This window comes from Actinoplanes octamycinicus (assembly GCF_014205225.1).
GTDB lineage: Bacteria > Actinomycetota > Actinomycetes > Mycobacteriales > Micromonosporaceae > Actinoplanes > Actinoplanes octamycinicus.
This window is the reverse complement of the sequence record NZ_JACHNB010000001.1, coordinates 1,953,027-1,970,044: the sequence shown is the minus strand read 5'-3', so window position 1 is coordinate 1,970,044 and position 17,018 is coordinate 1,953,027. Positions and strand designations below refer to the sequence as shown.

20 protein-coding genes are annotated in these 17,018 nt (G+C 66.1%); 12 read left to right on the top strand and 8 right to left on the bottom strand.

Annotated elements, in window-relative coordinates; genetic code table 11:
• Positions 1–94 precede the first annotated feature (94 nt).
• Positions 95–493: a hypothetical protein gene (locus BJY16_RS08885; protein WP_185038596.1), complete on the bottom strand. Its 399-nt coding sequence runs from the start codon at positions 491–493 to the stop codon at positions 95–97.
• 284 nt (positions 494–777) lie between these two features.
• On the opposite strand from BJY16_RS08885, the gene BJY16_RS08880 reads away from it, so the two are divergent.
• Together BJY16_RS08880 and BJY16_RS08875 are read left to right on the top strand one after the other, a co-directional pair.
• Positions 778–1,626 carry a hypothetical protein gene (locus tag BJY16_RS08880; protein ID WP_185038595.1) on the top strand — a complete coding sequence of 283 codons (849 nt, stop codon included), beginning with the start codon at positions 778–780 and terminating at the stop codon, positions 1,624–1,626.
• An 86-nt stretch (positions 1,627–1,712) separates the two neighbouring features.
• Positions 1,713–2,351 (top strand): hypothetical protein, encoded by a 639-nt coding sequence (locus BJY16_RS08875; protein ID WP_185038594.1) that lies wholly within the window; start codon positions 1,713–1,715, stop codon positions 2,349–2,351.
• On the opposite strand, the gene BJY16_RS08870 is transcribed toward BJY16_RS08875, so the two are convergent.
• Both BJY16_RS08870 and BJY16_RS08865 read right to left on the bottom strand, forming a co-directional pair.
• Entirely contained in the window at positions 2,249–2,653 is a 405-nt protein-coding gene (locus BJY16_RS08870) for an alpha/beta hydrolase (RefSeq protein WP_260418525.1), read from the bottom strand. The genes BJY16_RS08875 and BJY16_RS08870 overlap by 103 nt on opposite strands.
• A gap of 83 nt (positions 2,654–2,736) precedes the next feature.
• The gene (locus BJY16_RS08865) at positions 2,737–2,916 is read right to left on the bottom strand and encodes a hypothetical protein (protein ID WP_185038592.1); all 180 of its coding nucleotides are present in this window, start codon (positions 2,914–2,916) and stop codon (positions 2,737–2,739) included.
• 662 nt (positions 2,917–3,578) lie between these two features.
• Here BJY16_RS08865 and BJY16_RS08860 point away from each other — a divergent pair.
• The 3 genes from BJY16_RS08860 to BJY16_RS08850 are packed head-to-tail and all read left to right on the top strand — an operon-like array spanning position 3,579 to position 6,054.
• The gene (locus tag BJY16_RS08860) at positions 3,579–3,923 is read left to right on the top strand and encodes a hypothetical protein (protein ID WP_185038591.1); all 345 of its coding nucleotides are present in this window, start codon (positions 3,579–3,581) and stop codon (positions 3,921–3,923) included.
• Entirely contained in the window at positions 3,920–5,584 is a 1,665-nt protein-coding gene (locus BJY16_RS46995; protein ID WP_239177076.1) for an alpha/beta hydrolase, read from the top strand. Before BJY16_RS08860 ends, BJY16_RS46995 begins: the two co-directional genes overlap by 4 nt.
• Positions 5,585–5,610: 26 nt before the next feature.
• Positions 5,611–6,054, top strand: coding sequence for a hypothetical protein (locus BJY16_RS08850; protein WP_311775307.1), 444 nt, complete (start codon positions 5,611–5,613; stop codon positions 6,052–6,054).
• Positions 6,055–6,444: 390 nt separating this feature from the next.
• On the opposite strand, the gene BJY16_RS08845 is transcribed toward BJY16_RS08850, so the two are convergent.
• Together BJY16_RS08845 and BJY16_RS08840 are read right to left on the bottom strand one after the other, a co-directional pair.
• The gene (locus BJY16_RS08845; protein ID WP_185038589.1) at positions 6,445–6,687 is read right to left on the bottom strand and encodes a hypothetical protein; all 243 of its coding nucleotides are present in this window, start codon (positions 6,685–6,687) and stop codon (positions 6,445–6,447) included.
• 604 nt (positions 6,688–7,291) lie between these two features.
• The gene (locus BJY16_RS08840; RefSeq protein ID WP_239177072.1) at positions 7,292–7,501 is read right to left on the bottom strand and encodes a glutathionylspermidine synthase family protein; all 210 of its coding nucleotides are present in this window, start codon (positions 7,499–7,501) and stop codon (positions 7,292–7,294) included.
• A 524-nt stretch (positions 7,502–8,025) separates the two neighbouring features.
• Here BJY16_RS08840 and BJY16_RS08835 point away from each other — a divergent pair.
• From BJY16_RS08835 to BJY16_RS08820, 4 genes are all read left to right on the top strand, one after another.
• Entirely contained in the window at positions 8,026–8,463 is a 438-nt protein-coding gene (locus BJY16_RS08835; RefSeq protein ID WP_185038588.1) for a helix-turn-helix domain-containing protein, read from the top strand.
• A 95-nt stretch (positions 8,464–8,558) separates the two neighbouring features.
• Positions 8,559–8,822 (top strand): hypothetical protein, encoded by a 264-nt coding sequence (locus BJY16_RS08830; RefSeq protein WP_185038587.1) that lies wholly within the window; start codon positions 8,559–8,561, stop codon positions 8,820–8,822.
• Between the two features lie 380 nt (positions 8,823–9,202).
• Positions 9,203–9,634 (top strand): DUF4259 domain-containing protein, encoded by a 432-nt coding sequence (locus BJY16_RS08825; RefSeq protein ID WP_185038586.1) that lies wholly within the window; start codon positions 9,203–9,205, stop codon positions 9,632–9,634.
• Positions 9,635–9,793: 159 nt separating this feature from the next.
• Positions 9,794–10,267 carry a hypothetical protein gene (locus BJY16_RS08820; protein WP_185038585.1) on the top strand — a complete coding sequence of 158 codons (474 nt, stop codon included), beginning with the start codon at positions 9,794–9,796 and terminating at the stop codon, positions 10,265–10,267.
• An 805-nt stretch (positions 10,268–11,072) separates the two neighbouring features.
• Here the strand turns inward: BJY16_RS08820 and BJY16_RS08815 are convergent.
• Complete coding sequence (locus BJY16_RS08815; RefSeq protein ID WP_185038584.1) at positions 11,073–11,405, bottom strand: hypothetical protein; 333 nt, start codon at positions 11,403–11,405, stop codon at positions 11,073–11,075.
• Positions 11,402–11,572 (bottom strand): zinc finger domain-containing protein, encoded by a 171-nt coding sequence (locus tag BJY16_RS49100; RefSeq protein WP_425551365.1) that lies wholly within the window; start codon positions 11,570–11,572, stop codon positions 11,402–11,404. Before BJY16_RS49100 ends, BJY16_RS08815 begins: the two co-directional genes overlap by 4 nt.
• Before the next feature lie 826 nt (positions 11,573–12,398).
• Here BJY16_RS49100 and BJY16_RS08805 point away from each other — a divergent pair.
• From BJY16_RS08805 to BJY16_RS08795, 3 genes are all read left to right on the top strand, one after another.
• Entirely contained in the window at positions 12,399–13,241 is an 843-nt protein-coding gene (locus BJY16_RS08805) for a helix-turn-helix domain-containing protein (protein WP_185038582.1), read from the top strand.
• An 8-nt stretch (positions 13,242–13,249) separates the two neighbouring features.
• Positions 13,250–13,438 carry a DUF397 domain-containing protein gene (locus BJY16_RS08800; RefSeq protein WP_185038581.1) on the top strand — a complete coding sequence of 63 codons (189 nt, stop codon included), beginning with the start codon at positions 13,250–13,252 and terminating at the stop codon, positions 13,436–13,438.
• 535 nt (positions 13,439–13,973) lie between these two features.
• Entirely contained in the window at positions 13,974–14,609 is a 636-nt protein-coding gene (locus BJY16_RS08795; protein WP_203758956.1) for an HNH endonuclease family protein, read from the top strand.
• 245 nt (positions 14,610–14,854) lie between these two features.
• Here BJY16_RS08795 and BJY16_RS08790 read toward each other — a convergent pair whose 3' ends face one another.
• Positions 14,855–16,852, bottom strand: a complete 1,998-nt coding sequence (locus BJY16_RS08790; RefSeq protein WP_185038579.1) for a YncE family protein — start codon at positions 16,850–16,852, stop codon at positions 14,855–14,857.
• Positions 16,853–17,018: the final 166 nt, after the last annotated feature.

Sequence of the window (17,018 nt, the reverse complement as noted above, 5' to 3'; positions counted from 1 at the left end):
CCGAACGACAGCTCCGCCCGCTACATCAGCGCCTGGAAGTCCCGCCCCGGACCGGAGAAAACGGGCGACGGGGTCCTGGCACGCGATGGCAAGCCTAGAGCTCGAACGGATGCAACTGAATGTCCGGGTGAGGAACATAGATTTGCACCCAGCTGGCGTCCGCCTCTGCCGGCGGAGTGTCAACGAAGTCCAGCAGGATCATCGATCCGTCCAGGTCCAGGACGCCGGCACCATCGGGAGTCAAACCCAAACGCCCGCGCAAGACCACGCAGTGGCCACCCGCGAAGATCGCAGGCCCAGGATCGGCCGCGGGCTTCGCGTTCACGCCCCAACTGAGTTCTGTGTCGATCGTCCACTCGACGTGATACTGCCCGAGGACAACATCTGGCGCACCGCACCACGGCACCGCCGTCCTACCCACCGGAGTCTGGACCTGCACTATCGGGAACGGACTCCAGCCGAACCGGCGCATCTTCTCGATCTCGACCAGCACCCTCCCATCATGCCCGCTGCCGGCCAACCATGGTGGGGCCAAAACTCACCCGTGACCATGAACCAGACGATCGCGTAATGGCGCGCCAAAATTCGTTCCCAGCCGGGGCCAACACTCGCTCTTAGAGCCACCTTTCTCCGCTTCGAATCCTTCGGCGAGGTCGAACTGAGTCACCCGTAGGGTGCCTTCATCCGCATTTTCCGGATAGCCAATGCCGAGCCCACTCATAGTTATCGCGCACGATCGCCAGCGCTGCGACAACGAGTGGGATCCCGAGTAAAGAGATGCGCGTTCGCCTGATCTGCCATGCCGTACTTGCCGTGGCCGCCGTTTCGATGCTGGTCGCCAACCCGCAGAACCGTGTCAGGCAACCTCTCGTCTTGTCCTCGGCTGCCGTTCCATCGAGAACCTTTCAGGCACCGTCTCCGGCCTTGATCGCCAAGGACTCGGGTAAGCGCCGGCATCGCCCCAGCTGGATCTGGAGAGTTTTCGGTGCGGCACTGCCCGATGAGGGCGGTTGCCTTAGTGACGTGCTGCCCGCCGGGGGCAGGAAGCCGACAGTGGTGCTGGACCGCCTGGACTCGCTGGGTTTCTGTTTCGAGGGCTTTAGGCCGCAGGACAGGCCTGTCATGCGCATCACCGCACCCGACGGCACACAAGCCGAATGGCCAGCCGTTCACGAGTTCGCTGATGTTTGGGGCTGGACCTGGACTAACGAGGAGATTCTGCTTGTCCTGCCACATCCGGGTGCCTATCGGTTCGAGGTGACGGCGGCGGGCACTTCGACCACCACTGGCGTCATCGATGCCAGGCCAGCAGCCAGGCCGGATGTTGAGTTCTCCGACGTTCACGAGGTCAGTCCCGGTGAGACGGTGTCCGCCATGGTGGTCGGGCGCCGGCCCGGCTCACCCATCTTCGCCAGCCTCTACGGTAGTCAGAAGCCTAAACGGTTACGACTGGTCCACGACTTCGCGCCAGTGATCGCCGACCGATGGGGTGAGGGTGTCATCAAATGGACCGTCACGGACGAGCCGGAGGGCGACTACGGCCTCTTGGTGGAGACCCCTCAAAACGACAGACCCGACGCATGCCTGCGGCACAACGCGTGCAGCCCCTTCGTCGTCAGGCGGTGAACCACCGGCCATCGCGCCATAACCATCGGAAGTCACCGAGCACCCGGGGCGGCGACACACTCCTCGACCTGACCGTCAGATATGTCGTGCCGTTGGTCGGTCTCAGCGGAGCGGTCCTGTTCGGGGTTCTGCGCCTCGCGTACGTCTTCTTCTACCTGCCCTTACGCACCACTCCGCAAGAGGCCGGGTACGGGTACCTGGAAATCCTCTCCGGCCAACTAGTCGGCACAGCCGAGCTCGTTCTCCTCTTCGCGGCGGCGCTGCTCGCGGGAACGTTGGCGCTCGGCTCGGCCCGTCACGCGGTGGCGGGCCGGTGGCGAGACGCGGTGTCCCGGCCGAGCCGGGACACCCTGCTCCGGCTCGCCCGGCGGTGCGCATTCGCCGCTCTGGCAACGGTGCTGCTCTGCCTGCCGATGCTCGCCTGGATCCTCGGCAAGGAGGCACAGCGCGGCACCGCCGTGCGCAACATCTATCTGCTTCATTTCGCTCAGATACCCGTGCTGGCAGTGCAGGCCAGCACGGTGAAGGTGTCCTGGACCGCGACCATGCCGGCCGGCACGCCCGACCTCAGCCGGCGCAAATGCCTGTTGTTCCTGGGGAAGGCGGCCGGCACCGCAGTGTTCTATGACGTCGCTACCGAGGAGAGTCTGCAGGCACCGTCCGCCCAGATCCTGCTGACGTTCCCGCACACCGCCACGGTCTGGGATTCCGGCTGCAGTGAGTAAAGGGGCTGACGCGAAACCACAAAGCAGCACCCGACACGCCGCCCCACTGGTCCGGCATTCTCGCCGGACGGCCGAGCCCTGGCTGTCGCGGGCGTGCAGTTGTCGGTGTTCGACCTGTCCGCCTGGCTCGACGGACGGCAGGTGGCACCCAGGAAGCCGCCGGGGCTGCCGGCCACGACGATGTCGTCGACGGGAAGCTGATGGCTCTTGGCGGCTCCGCCGACGATCGTCGAACCGTACGAGTGACCCATCGCCACCAGATGCCAGTGGTCGGTTTCTTGGGTGACGCGTAGCCACTGCATGCAGTGCGCGCAAGGATCACGGTCGCCCATCGACCGGTGCCCGGATCCGCTCGGTGCCCGGGCAATCGGTCGGGCGCTGCGGTCTAGCCGAGCGCGATCACCAGCCCCACTCCGGCCCCGAAGACGGCGATAAAGGTCGCCCCACCCGCCGCGGCGATACCGCTTAGCGGTTTGCCTTCGGCGCTCGAGATCCACATGGCAACGGTTGCGGACAGCAACGCCGCTAGTAGCACTACCAGAATCCAGACCGGCTTAGCATTCATGAACCCTTCATAAACCCATGGGCGAAAGCATTATGTCAATAGTTTCGGCCCAAAAATCTTTCGGAGTTACCGGCCAGTAGAAGGGGTTACGTGAAGTCTCCGTTCAGGACCAGAGAGCAATCGCCGCTGTCGCAGTGCCGAGGCCGCGCCGTCAAGAGCGCACCCCACGGGCGCAGGAGCCGGTCCAGATCAAGCCAGGACGCCGGGCAACGACCCGCGCCGAACGATAAACACGACCGATCGGCAGCTCCGGCTGCCGATCGGTCTCGTCCGCCCGCACGACCACTGCTCGGTCCACAGGAGGAGCCCATCGGCCGCTCTCCGATACCCTCCCCACGGGCTTGTTTTCGCATTTCAGGGCATCTTCGGACTTCGTAGGACGTGTTGGTCAGCACCGGCGGCAGCTGCACGAGCGACCGCGGGGCAACCTGCCGGTCGCAGCAACTCGCGTGCTGCCGTGTTCACCGCGGCGCCTACTGGCCTCCGGCGAAGCCCAGCGGTTGGTCCACACGCAGGCGATTGAAGGGCTGCGGAGCTGAACACGCGTAGCTGCCGCGGCTTGTGCAGCGCTGAGCCGAGGTGAGCCGATCCTCACCGGTCCGAACCAGGATTGCGGATCGAACGTAGTCTCTGTACACGTGTCTAGTACGGGGAGTTACTGAATGCATCCGCACCTGGAGATCGACGTCGAGGCCCTGGTTCGGACGGGGACTCAGGTACAGGACTCCTCGGGGTCGGTCCGCGAGGCCATCACCAAGGAGGTCGGCTGGCTGACGGTCGCCAGCGTCGGCATTCCGTGGGCCGCGGTCGGTGTTGTCGCCGACCGCGCCAACGGCTGGTCGACGTATCTGCAGGACTTGGCAGAGCGGATCCGGCTGTCCGGGGCCGGGATGGTCGGTGCGGCGATCAACTACCAGACGACGGATCAGGAGTCCGCGGACTCGATCACCGCGACGTTCCCCACGCCGGCCCCGCATCACGGGCCGCACATGGGAGCCGCCGAATGAGCGCGATCACCCTGCTCGACGTCGCGCAGACCAACGCGAACATCTTCATCGCGGCCTCGGATGCGTGGGACCGGGTGGCGGCGGGCCTCGACGCCGGCCTGGACAGGTTCATCGCCGCTTCGCAGTACCTGCCGGCCGCCTGGCCGACCGGTGAGGACGCCCAGGAGCGCAACCTGGCCCTACGGGCGGAACTCGGTGACGCCCACGATCCGTGCCAGAAGATCGGCCGGGCGTTGCGCACCCACGCCGACACGGTGCTGAGCATGCAGAGCATGCTGGCCGACATCCAGACCGAGTGCGCCCTGGCCGGACTCACCGTGGACCTGGCCACGGCGAGCGTTTCGTCGACGAACCACCTGACGGACACGACACAGGCCGCCCAGGTCGCCGGCCTCGTGCAGGGCTACAACCAGCAGCTGGGCGAGCTGCTGACCCGGGCCCGGAACCTGGACCGGGAGACCGCCGAGGCCCTCGGGCAGCTTCCGCCGCCTGCGCCGGGCTCCGGCAAGCCCGGCCCGAAAATCACCAAGGAGGACCTGGCCAATCTGAAAGGCAAGACGCCGCAGCAGGTCCACGACTGGTGGGAGGGCCTCAACCGTGAGCAGCAGGAGCAGGCGATCCGTGACTTCCCTCGGGTGGTCGGCTGGATGGACGGGGTGCCGGCCATCGACCGGGACAGGGCCAACCGCATCGGCCTGGCACAGGAGAAACAGCTGCTGCAGCAGCAGCTGCACGACCCGGACCGGGCGGCCGACCAGAACGAGATCCTCAACCAGCTGTATCGCGTGGAGGCGATCGAGCGGGGCTTGCAGAAGATGGGCCCGCGGGGAATGCTGCTCGGCTTCGACACCACCTCGTATGCTGGCGACGGCAAGGTGATCATGGCGATGGGTAACCCGGACACGGCCCGACACACCGGCGTCTGGGTGCCCGGCTTGAGCACCACCCTGGAAGCCAGCATGGACGACAACATCGACCGGATCATGGCGATCAACAGCCGGGCCGACGCCTTGACCCCGGAACGCTCGGGTGACGTGTCGACGGTCTACTGGCTCGGGTACGACGCGCCGGACCTCAACAACGTGTCAGTCACCCAGAACGACCGATCGATGGCCGGCCGGGATCCGTACCTCAACTACATGCAGAGCCTGCGCGTCACCCACGACAGCGACGTCGGTCATCTGGTCGCCATGGGCCACTCGTACGGGACCACCATCGTCGGTGAGGCCGCGAAGACCGGGCAACTCCCGGTCGACGACATCGTGGTGGCCGGCAGCCCCGGCATGCACGTCGGGTCGGTCAGCGACCTGAACATGGAGCCCAGGCATGTGTGGGCGGGCGCGTCCGACAGCGACCCGGTCGCCAAGGCGGCGGCAGCCCAGCCATGGGACTACGTAGCCGCCCCGTTGCTGTTCCCGGTGGCCGGCCCCGCCGCGGTGCCGCTCGTCGAGGCCTACGCCGACCATCTGCACGGCATGGCACCGACCGACCCGCACTTCGGCGCCTACAACTGGAAGGCCGACACCAGCGGCCACACCAACTACTGGGACCCCGACAGCGAGAGCCTGAAAAATCAGGCCCGGGTCCTGGCGGGTGTCTACAACAAGGTGACGCCCGCTAGCGTCAACACCGGCAACCTCCCCCCGGAGAACTGGCGATGATCCGCACAAGAAGCACACTCACCCTGGTGGCAGCAGCAGCCGCTACCGGGCTTGCCCTGTCCGCCTGTTCAGGAGACGACGTGGAAACCAAGCCGGAAACGGCCGTGAACGCCGTGGTGCAGCAGCACGCGGAAGCCATCGCCGCCATCGCCGGGCAGACACTGCAGAACCCGAACCTGCTGTCGCGTGGCTGCACCGGCCGAGCCGGCGAAACCAGCAAGTCGATCTACACCGTTCAAGGCGTCTACAACCTGCCCGCACCCACGGCAGAAGGCCACCTCGACGTGATCGCCCGGATCCGCGCCGACTGGAAAGCCAAGGGCTACACCATCACCGACGACCGCACCGTCGGCCCCGACGACGGCGTCGTGGCAGCCAAGACCCCAGACGGGTACCAGCTCGACATCGAGCGAGGAGAGCCCAAGGGATTCGCCGTCTTCGTCGACTCTCCCTGCTACGAACGGCCCTAACCCGCGCTGAAGCCCGCCAGGCGTTCACGCTGACCGTGGGCTTCGTAGCGATGGTTTCACCGGTCCGGTTGTAAACGTCCACCGCCTGACCGGTCCAGGAACTGCCGCTGCCGGCGTACTACCGGAAGAAGTCCAACGCCGCGGCTGCCCGGGCCTCAAGACGCCCCTCACCCTCGAGGTCTACCGCTTCCCACATCGGGCGGTCATTTAGTTGCTGCTCACCTTCATGTCCAGTACTAGTTGATCAGCTAGCCGGCGGGCGTAGGCGAGCACCTGTTGCGGCTGAGGCATCCCGTGAAATCCCTTCACGATCTCCGGTCAGATATGGTCGGCACGCCGAATCCGCGGCAGCGAGTCGCTTGGCGGGCACGTGACGCACCAGAGCATCGATCAAGGTGTCTTGCGGATGTACATCGCCGCCACAATCATGGCGCCGAGCATGATGATCAGGAACACTCCCAGGGCCGCATATGCCAGGCCGGGGGGCAGCGCCCCGTAGGCGGCTGCTCCGATGATCGCAGGGATTCCCACACCGCCGGCCCCGCCGGCGACGGTGAGCGCGGCCTTGACCACGCCTGCTCGATGTTCCGCATCGCTGTGGCCTTGCCCGGGGCCACTGACTACCGTTGCCATGGTTCTCCTTGACGTTCCGCACGAACTCCAACGGGAACCGAGGACGGCACCCGGCGGCCACCGGGTGCCGTTCGTGTCTGGAACGGCTCGCGTCCTCGGCCTTGCAGTACCAACAGTCCGGGCACGGATGACAAAGACAACCAGCTGCCGGCAGGAAGCCATGAGCGGTCCGGATCGTCGCCGCGTCCACAGTGCCGGCTCACTGTACGAAGACCTCTGCCACTAGCCCAACCGCGACGGTGGACGAGTCTTGGGACAACCTGTGGACACGGCAGCACAATCCTGTGGGTAACCCTATGCACACCGTGTGGACAACTTCTGCGCAAGGCCCTCCAGCAGCACATCTTCTCCGTCGAGCTGTGGAAGGCAAAAAAGCTGATAGATCTGCGAAAATACCGGGTCCGGTGAGCAAACCGACGCAGTCAGGCAATGTGGTTAACGCGTGCCGCACGTCACCCGTTTCACGTGGACCAGCTGGCATGGAACTACGACAGACGTATCGGGCGACAGGCCCGGCCCATCGCGCGACCCGACGTTCACCCAGATCGAGCATCGGCAGTTCACACCGCCGCCGACAGCCCGCACGGCTAGCAGTCACCGTAGATCAGGAGCTTTCGGCCACAGCGACGACCGAGCCCAGAGAACGGGACGGGGTCGCCTCCGAGCCGACCAGCCGGTCGTGGATAGAGTTCCACTGCCGCCACGGGTGCTTGCTGATGCCGGTCTGGTCCATCCAGTGCCACTGGATGACCGCCGCCTCGACCAGCGCGGTCGGCGTCTGCGTGCTGCTCGACGATCCAGTCGCCGACCCCAAGGCACATCGCGTGGAGCGTCGCGGTGGCCGTCTCCGGCTCCTCGATCTCGGCCGCTTTGAAGTCGTAGTACGGCCCCTGCTGCCAGTAGGAGTACATCGACCGGTCCGGCAGCACGTCATCGTTGTACGTCAGCCGGGGGCCGAACCGCCTTGGCGGCGGATGTTCCACGGTCGGAACGGTGGGCTGCGAGTCCGGCGCCCTAGAGACGACCTGGGAGCCTTTCGCCAGTGCATGGTTCTGAGCGACAATCGAAGAAAGCCTGTTCAACAGATCCTCCTGAACCGGCTGCGCCGGTCGCGCTGTTTTCACTTGCTTTCATAAGAAACCTAGGCGTGACCTGGGGCAATGCCTCCAGACATAGCTGGACATCACAAGACATCGAATCTCGCGAGAGACGGGTGGAGGTGATCTCGTCTTGCCGGCCAGAAGATCGAATCTGTCCGCGGAGGAGAATCCGTTGCATGGTTTCGCGGCCGAGCTTCGCGCCCTACGGGACCGGAGCGGTCGGCCCGAGATCTATTCGGTGGACGCTGTCGTACGGGCGCAGCGGACTAGTAACGTCAGCCGGGCCGCGATCTTCTCGGCACTCGCCGGCAAGACCCTTCCGTCGCCGGAAACGCTCTCCGCCATGGTGGACGCATGGTCGGCTGAGGGGTCACGCGATATGCGAACCTGGTTGGAGCACCGCTCGAGGTGTGAAGCCCGCCTAGCGACGGTGGGTGGCGCGGGTGCCGGCGCCAAGACTGCGGCGCTCAAGTTCGGGCAGGAACTCAGCCGACAGCGCATACGCCATAAGCTCACCCAGGCCGTGATGGCCGAACGCGCCGGAACTTCGGCTGCACGCATCTCACGTATTGAAAACGGCATTCACTTCCCTAGTGAGACCGATGCCTGGCGGTTCGACCAAGCTCTCGGTCTGCAAGGTATTTTTGTCACGTTGCACCGCAATTTAAGTGGATAAGTCGACCCTGAATGGCAATGAATATTCAATGAGCTTCGTCGTCGGCTGCACCCTCAGACATACGCGACGCACCGCCAGCCCTGATCGGGCTCACCGTGGATCTGACCGCAGCGAGTGTCTCGTCGACGAGCCACCTGACGGATACGACTCAGGCCGCCCAGGTCGCCGGCCTCGTGCAGGGCTACAACCAGCAGCTGGGTGAGCTGCTGACCCAAGCCTGGAACCTGGATCGGGAGACCGCCGAGGCCCTCGGGCAGTTCCCGCCGCCGACGGCGGGCTCCGGCAAGCCCGGCCCGAAAATTACCAAGGAGGACCTGGCCGCTCTGAAAGGTAAGACGCCGCAGCAGGTCCACGACTGATGGGAGGGCCTCAACCGTGAGCAGCAGGAGCAGGCGATCCGTAACTTCCTCCGCGAGGTGTTCTGCTCAACGGGGAAGATCGCTGAGCGGGGCCAGTTCGAGCCGTCACCGGCGGGCGAGGTGGGTCCAACTCAAGCCGTCCTGGTGGAGCCAATTACAACCGTCATAGTCATCCGGAAGGCTCAAGAACCAAGCTCGGTTGTCCTTGCCATCGAGGTGTGTCCCTCGTGCCAGCGAACTTTGTCCCGTGAGGGTTTGTGCCATCGAACTTTGTCTGCGGGTCAAGACGATCGGCCTGTGAGTGCCCCGGTCGACCTTCTACGAACACCAACTCATGATGCGAAGATCATCCCGACGCAATCGGGGAGGTCGAAGCAATCATGGGGACCTGGGACGTCAGCCCGTTCGGCAACGACGACGCCGCCGACTTCGCCATCGAACTGGACGACGCGCCGGCACACACCCGCATCGAAATGATCGGCGCCGTGCTCGAACGCGTCGCGAATCCAGCCGACGATGACCCCCGGCTCTCCGACGCCCCACGAGCCATCGCCGCCGCTAGCCTGGTCGCCGCGCAATACCCAGACGGCGCACCCATCACCTCGGCCCCCGGCCCGACCACCCCGATGCCCGAGTTCCCGACCTACCTCCGGAACCTAGCCATCGACGCCCTCGACCGCGTGGTCACGGCTCCCACCTGGCTCGCTGAGGACTGGGACGCGACACCAGACGGCCCAGCATGGCGCCAGACCATCTCTGAGCTGCGCAAAATCCTCGACCCGCCGCAACGCGAATCGCTCTTCGACCTCTAAAGTACCCGCCCAGCAGACACAGATCGCTGGCAAAAATCACGCTTCGGACAGCCTTCATTGGCACGAGACACAGTTCAGTGACGAAGGACATCGGGCCCTGGCTGACACGTACAAGACGGTGACAGGCATCCCCGAGGGACAGCTACCGAAGGACTGGCAATGATGCGCCGCGGCACCCTCCGACTGGCCGCCCTGTGGCTGACCGCCTCAGCACTGACTCTTTCCGCCTGCTCAGGAGACAACGTGCAGACCAAGTCCGAAGCCGACGTCAACGCCCTGGTCCAGCAGCACGCGGAGCAGATAGCCACGACCGTCGGCATGCCGCTGTTCAACGCGAAGCTCAACGCCAGCCCCTGCACCGGCCAACTCGGCGAAGACAGCGACACGATCTTCACCGTCCAGGGCGCCTACAACGTCGTGCCGGCTCAGAAAGACCAGCACCTGGCCTCCCTCGACAAGGTGAAAGCCGACTGGAAGGCCAAGGGCTACACCATCACCGACGACCGCACGGTCGGCCCGGACGACGGCGTCGTCGCCGCGAAAACACCAGACGGCTTCAACCTCGACATCGAACGCGCCAACCCGAGCGGCTTCGTCATCCTCATCCACTCCCCCTGCTACGAACGGCCCTGACCCGAGAAGCCGACCGCCACCCAGGCGTTCACGCTGGCCGCCACCCGACCCGTACCGACGAGGGTTTCCTGCTGCGCTGCAGGCCGGGCCGCACCTTTGATGCGCGTTGCCGCCAGACTGAGCAAGCCATGACCGCTGCTGCACTATCCATCACACCGGAACGGCGGGATTGCCGCTCGGGAGCGGGATGAGACCGGCTCGTAGCGCCACCGGCTTGGCCTCATCGCGTCACGCTTTTTCAATGTCGCACGAACCTTGGCCTCCAGTGCTGCCGAATCCATAGCTCCACGTCTGAGGCCAGCCAGATCCGGCCGAGGCTCAATTCGTCATATGGCGCCGGGAAGTCGTCGCGGTGGGTGAGCTGCTGCACCCGTTGCCTGCTGACGCCTAGCCGTTTGGTGATCTCGCCCGTGGCCATCAGCTTGAGCCTCTCACCACGGGCCCCGCACCGCGCGCAACCCGGCTCGCCCTCGACAGGCTCTTGACTGGTCATGGCCTCACCCGACGCCCGGCCGCGGTAATCCGGGGCTTTCGCAGATAAGTGCCGTATCGGCAGGCCCGGAGTATCCGCAGATGGGCGGCGAGGATCGTTGCTGGTGCCGTGAGGCCGTCGAGGCAGCGATGTCGCGGTGCAGGTGACTGGCACAGGTGTATCACTGGATTGACCGGCAACCATGAGTAGTCGCAGCCGCGTAGGTAGAGGACGAGCCGTCCTGCAGCCTTGACGCTCTCCAGCGGGTAGACGGGCAAGCCGGACAGTTCCTTCAGGGTGAGCCGCTCACCATGCATCGTTCGATCCCTCCGCTCACTGCGACCCGATGACTGCCGATCCGGCCGGCCGCAGTGACCGCCACTCGGCTAGCTGCTCGGCGGCCAGGCGGTCCTGCTCGGCCATCGCCGCCAGCAGCTCGGCCTCGGTGGCACCGGCCGCGTGGGTGAAGTAGCGCCAGCGCACCCGATGCTGGGCCCGAAAAACGGCCGGTTTGCCATTGCGGCTGTCCCACCAGGTCACCGACCAGCCCGGGTAGTCACGGTCCAGGCGCTCGCAGTCCGCCAGCCGCTCGTGCGGCCAGCCGAGCCGCTCGGCGATGACCCGGCGGTTGCGCCAGGGCAGGCTGTTTTCATCCGGGGCGGTCACCGTTTCACCGCCAGGGCGACGGCAGGCAGCCGCCGGCTCTCGTGGGTCTGCTCAGCCCGCAGGAACGGGCGCCGGGCGATTCGGTTGGTGCACAGCTGGCCGATGCCGGCACCGCACGCCGGACAGCTCACCGCCAAGCGGTCGACTTGCTGCTCACCGGCGCGCATCATGCCGCCTCGCAGAACTGGCCGATCGACAAAACTAGCTGGTCGGGGTGGATGCACTCGACCGACTCCTCGCCGCCCGGCCAGGGCCTGGTCGCCTGATAAACCCACCTGCGTGGCGAATAACCAGGCAAGCACAGCGCCGGGGCGTAGCTGACCTCCCAACCCGGCAACTCAACGGCAAGCAGGGCGACCGCCATCTGCGGATCGAGGGGCCAGGTCCGGGACCGCCGGGGTGGCCGCGTCACGACGTCCTCCGGGTCAGCACCATCGATCGTCCATGTCCGGGCATGGCTGGCGCGGGCCATGGCTGCCCGCATGCGAGCCAGTTCGACGAGGGCCGAGCCGGGGTGCGAGTCAAGTCGATCACCGGGTTCGACTGCGCCATTGCTGACCCCTAGTCATCAATGGACACAGACTGCCCTGGGCAGGCCGCGGGTGCACCGGCGTGAGGTGAGCGGTCGGCCGGTTCCACTCGGGATCTGCGTTGTGGGCCGGTGGATCTACGAAGCCCAGCGATTCGGCGACCGGCGGGGGCGCGATGGTCACCGTGTCCGGGCAGGGGAACCAGGAACAGCCACAGGCGCACCTCGTCTTCCAGGGCATAAACCACACGCGCACTTCGTGGTGCCTTCGCATGGCCTTCTCCTTCCGTGGAGGTAGGGGGCGGGTGTGGCTGCCGCAGCCCGGGAGGCCATCAGCCGCCACGCCCGCACCGCCATTTTGCGCGCGCATTTTTAGCGCGTCAACGATGCGCGCGCACTTATCCTCGCCCAGGAGGAAGCGCGCAGGAGTGATCAGACAGCGATGCGTGAGGCAGAATGCTCGGGTGGACAGCCCGACGTTCGTGAGGTTCCAGCTCGGCGCGCAGCTTCGCCGCCTTCGAGAAGAAGCCAAGATCTCTACCGAGCAAGCGGCGGCCGCCATCGAGGTCACGGCCAGCACGCTCCGTCGGATCGAGCAGGGCAAGGTCGGGATCAAAGGGCCCTCGCTGACCGCGCTTCTCGATAAGTACAACGTGGATGATGTCGAACTGCGCGACACCCTGTTGTCTATGGCCCGGGAGGGCAAGGCGCGCGGCTGGTGGGCGAAATACAGCGACCTACCGCAGGTCTACCGCCAGTACATCGGCCTCGAATCTGCCGCCGAAGAGATTCAGGACTTCCAGACGATCGTGGTGCCCGGCCTTCTCCAGACCGAGGCTTACGCCCGAGCGATGACCAGCTCAGGCGCGCGGAAGCCGACCCCGGAAGCCGTACAGCAGAACGTCACCGTGCGGATGGAACGCCAGAAGCTCGTGACCGAGGGCAAGCTGCGGCTCGTCGCGGTCATGGACGAGGCGGTTCTCCACCGCCAGATCGGCGGAGCCGAGGTGATGCGCGAACAGCTCACCGCAATGCTGGAACTGGCGAAGCTACGCAACGTCACTCTTCAGGTGATCCCGTTCAAGGAGGGCGCCTACGCCTCCATGCTGTCGAGCTTCGCCATCCTCACCCTGCCCGCCGGCCCGAACGTGGTCTACATCGAGGGCTTAACAGGAGACCTCTACGCTGAAGGCGACGAGGTGCAACGCTGCGTGACGGTGCTGAACGAGCTGCGGGCGTCAGCGTTGTCGCCCAGCGCATCGCTTGAGATGATCAAGCAGATCCGCGAGACGGACCACCAGCAATAGGAGTTGTGATGCTCGACCAGACCTGGCGCAAGAGCACACGCAGCGGGGACAACGGCGCCTGCGTCGAGGTCCGGCGCGTAGACGACACCGTCGAAGTCCGCGACACCAAGGACCGGACCAAGCCCTCGCACATCTTCACCCTGGCGGAATGGGAAGCCTTCGTCGGCGGGGCGAAGGATGGCGAGTTCGACCTGTGACACGACCGCGGCCGGCCGCGGACTCACGGGTGGCTACGAGTGACCACACTCCGCCACCTATCGGGCGCCTCACCCTTACCGCCCTCGGGACGAGCAGCGCAGCGCATAGCGCAGCTCCGGGCGAAGCGCAGAGATCATAGGTATGTCTGATCTTGGAGTTGTTGGTTAACCTGACTGAGACCCGTGCCCGGAGGTCTGCCAGACGACCTGCGGCACGCCGTGCCAGCTATGACCTCCTCCTCGGGTTCGTCGATGCGACCCTGCCCAGCCAGCAGATCGGCCAACCACTCCGCGGCGTGTCTGTAGCCGGCGTCGGCGCGCTGCCGGAGCACGGTGATCGCCTCATCGACACGACCCTGCTCGATTAGCAAACCGGCCAGCGGGTCGGACCCAGGTATTGCGAAGCCGTTTCCCATCTCGGCAGCCGTATGACGCATCCAGGACTTCCGGCAGCCACCTGGACCACCACAAACTTACTCCCATCTATCTCCGGATTGTTCGCAAGTACGACCCCGGAGTACCGATGGGAGCCCCCATGCGCCGCACCCTGCACGTTGCCGCCGCCATCGTCACTGGAACGCTCACCGCCGCACTGGTCACCGTCCCGGCCGCCGCCACCCCGCCCGCGATACCCAGCAAAGCGACCGCGCAGAGCCGGCTCAACGCGCTGACCGTCGCCGCCGAAGCCAACGCCGGCACCTACGACCGGGACCTGTTCCCGCACTGGATCACCATCTCCGGCAGCTGCGACACCCGCGAGACAGTCCTCAGACGCGACGGCACCAACGTGACCACCAGCTCCACCTGCTCGGCCACCGCCGGCAGGTGGTACTCCCCGTACGACGGCGCGACCTGGACCGCCGCCTCCGACGTCGATATAGACCACATCGTTCCGCTGGCCGAAGCCTGGCGTTCCGGCGCGAGCGCCTGGACCACCAGCCGCCGGCAGTCGTTCGCCAACGACCTCACCCGGCCGCAGCTGATCGCCGTCACCGACAACGTCAACCAGGCCAAAGGCGACCAGGACCCGTCCACCTGGCAGCCCTCACGAACCGCCTACCGCTGCACCTACGCCAAGATGTGGATCACGGTGAAGCACTACTGGGTTCTGAAGCTGCAGTCGTCGGAGAAGACCGCCCTGCAGGCCATGCTCAACACCTGCACCGCCTGAACCAGCACCCGGAGACGCATGTTGGCTCCCGGCGTCTGGGCTCTGGCACGATGCAGCTCACCGGCGCCAACCACTGGGAACTGCCCGGAGGCCGCTGGAGCCGGTATCGAGGTCGGCCTGATTCGGACGGGCCCTGGGCCGGCCGCCGCCAAGCCGAGGAACTCCTGGATCGCGCCCGACCCCGCGCCCTCACGATCGCCGGCAGCAGCTATCCGCGGTCGCCGCTCCCCGGCTGGCGAGGCCAGCTATTTGGTGAAGGTGAAGTAGCGGTAGGGGCCGTAGCTGGTGTAGTTGAGGCTGTCGCCGGAGGTTCCATTGATGTAGCCGGAGCGAACCCGGTATTTGATGCCGGTCTTGTGGGTGCCGGTGAGGGTGTAGGTGGATTTGCCGGTGCTGGTCAGTTTCAGCGTGGCCGTTTTCCAGGGACGCCACTTTCCGGCCGAGTAGTACTCGATCGTCAGGCGCTGTTTGCGGCCGGCGGATGGGGTCATCGTGGTGGTGAACACGGGGTTCTTGGTCTTGCGGAAGTAGTGGTAGCCGCGTGAGGTCTTGTACTGCTTGGTCACCGCGGTACTCAGGTTGACCTTGGCGTACAGGGTGGCCTTGACGGTGCGCGGCGCGTACCGGGAGTCACCGGCGAAGGCGGCGGTGAGCACGGTGGTGCGGGTCAGGCGCAGGCTGACGCTCAGGTTGCCGTTGGTGTCGACGACGGCGCGTTTGACGACCCGGTTCGGCTGGTCGGTGCCGGCCGGGTCGGCGGACAGTTCCACGCTCCGGTTGCGGTAGGTGGCGCCGAGGTGCGCGGTCACGGTGACAGCGCTGTTGTAGGGGTGCACGGTGTTGTGGCCGCTGATGCTCAGGGCCGGCACGTCGCGGGAGATGGCGATGGTGCTGGCCGCGGTGGTGGGCAGGTGCGTGTCGTCGCCGGCGTACGTGACGCGGTAGGTGACGTTGCCGCCGGCGGTGGGCACGTCGGTGAGCGCGAACGCGCCCGAATCGTCGGTGCTCACCTCGGCAAGCTGCCGGTCGGTGCCCTCGGGATCGTCGCGGCGGACGGTGAGCCGGGTACCGGCCGGGAGTGCGCCGTCGATCGTGCCGGTGACCGTAAGGGGTTTGCCGCGGGTGGCGGTGGCCGGTGCGGCAAGGGTGATGGTGGTGGCGACGGGTTCGTTGAGGGCGCGGAACCGCATCAGCCCGGCGTTGTCGGTGACGACGAACAGCCGGCGGCCGTCGGGCTGCCAGACGATCCCGTTCTCCATGATCTGGTCGGGGTTGGTGTAGTGGAGGTGGTACGGGATGGGCATGTCGATGGCCCGCGCGGGGCTGGTGGAGCCCGCGTCGTAGGTGTACAGGTCCGCTACGCCGGGGTCGGTGCGGCCGGCCATGGCCAGGCGGCCGTCCGGGGCCGCGTCGACCGCGTCGCCGACCGTATCCCACGGCTGGTCGACGACGGACAGGTCGGCGGCGCGCAGCCGGAAGGTTCCGCCGCCGCCGGCCACGATCACTTCGCTGCCGTCGTGGGACAACGCCAGGTCGCGGATGAAGCTCAGGCCGGCGACGCCGGTGCCAGCCGTTTGGATGTCGGTTCCGGAGGAGACGTCGTAGAGCATGACCTGGTTGCCGGAGGTGCCGCTGTTGTCGGACAGGGCGATCAGGCCGGGCGCGCCCGGGTTCGCGGCGATCAGCGGCGCCCGGTAGTACGGGGCGATCCTCGCATAGGCGTGTGTCGTGACGGCCTTGGTCGCCGGGTCGATCGAGCCGAAGTTGCCGGCGGAGCCGTTGTTGTCGTAGGTGAACCACAGCCGGTCACCGGCGACGACCACGTCGCGGGGGTAGACGTTGTCGCTGAGGCTGTAGCGGCCGGTCTCGGTATAGGTGTCGGTGGAGAACGCGACGATCGCGTGCGCGGCCGGGACGGCGGCGTAAAGGGTGCCCGAGTCCGTGGACATGGCCAGCCCGGCCACCGAGTCCAGATCCGTGACCTTCTGACCGATCCCACCGGTGTAGGGCGCGATGGCCAGCAGACCGCGCTTGGGGTCGGACGCGATCAGCCTTTGATGCTTGGTGTCGACGACCAGGTCGCCGAGCGCCGCCATGTCCGCCTGGAAAAGGTAGGCGTTCTGCGGGGCAGTGATGACGGTGGTGTCCGCGGAGGCCGCGAACGTGCCGTAGGAGAACACCACGCCGGTCACGAGGGCTGTCACCGCGACGTAGGCCGTCCTGCGGATCGATCTGGCGCGCACGGATCCCACTTCCATCATGACGAGTACGTATCGTCGATACGATACCGTTCCGCGAACGGTTGGCATAGATCACCTTTCGAAAGCCGCGCGGCGGGTCCGGTCGCCCGGATGCCACCCGTCACCGCTGAGCTGCCGTGATCTCGCAGGCAGGTCGGTGCGATCCGGG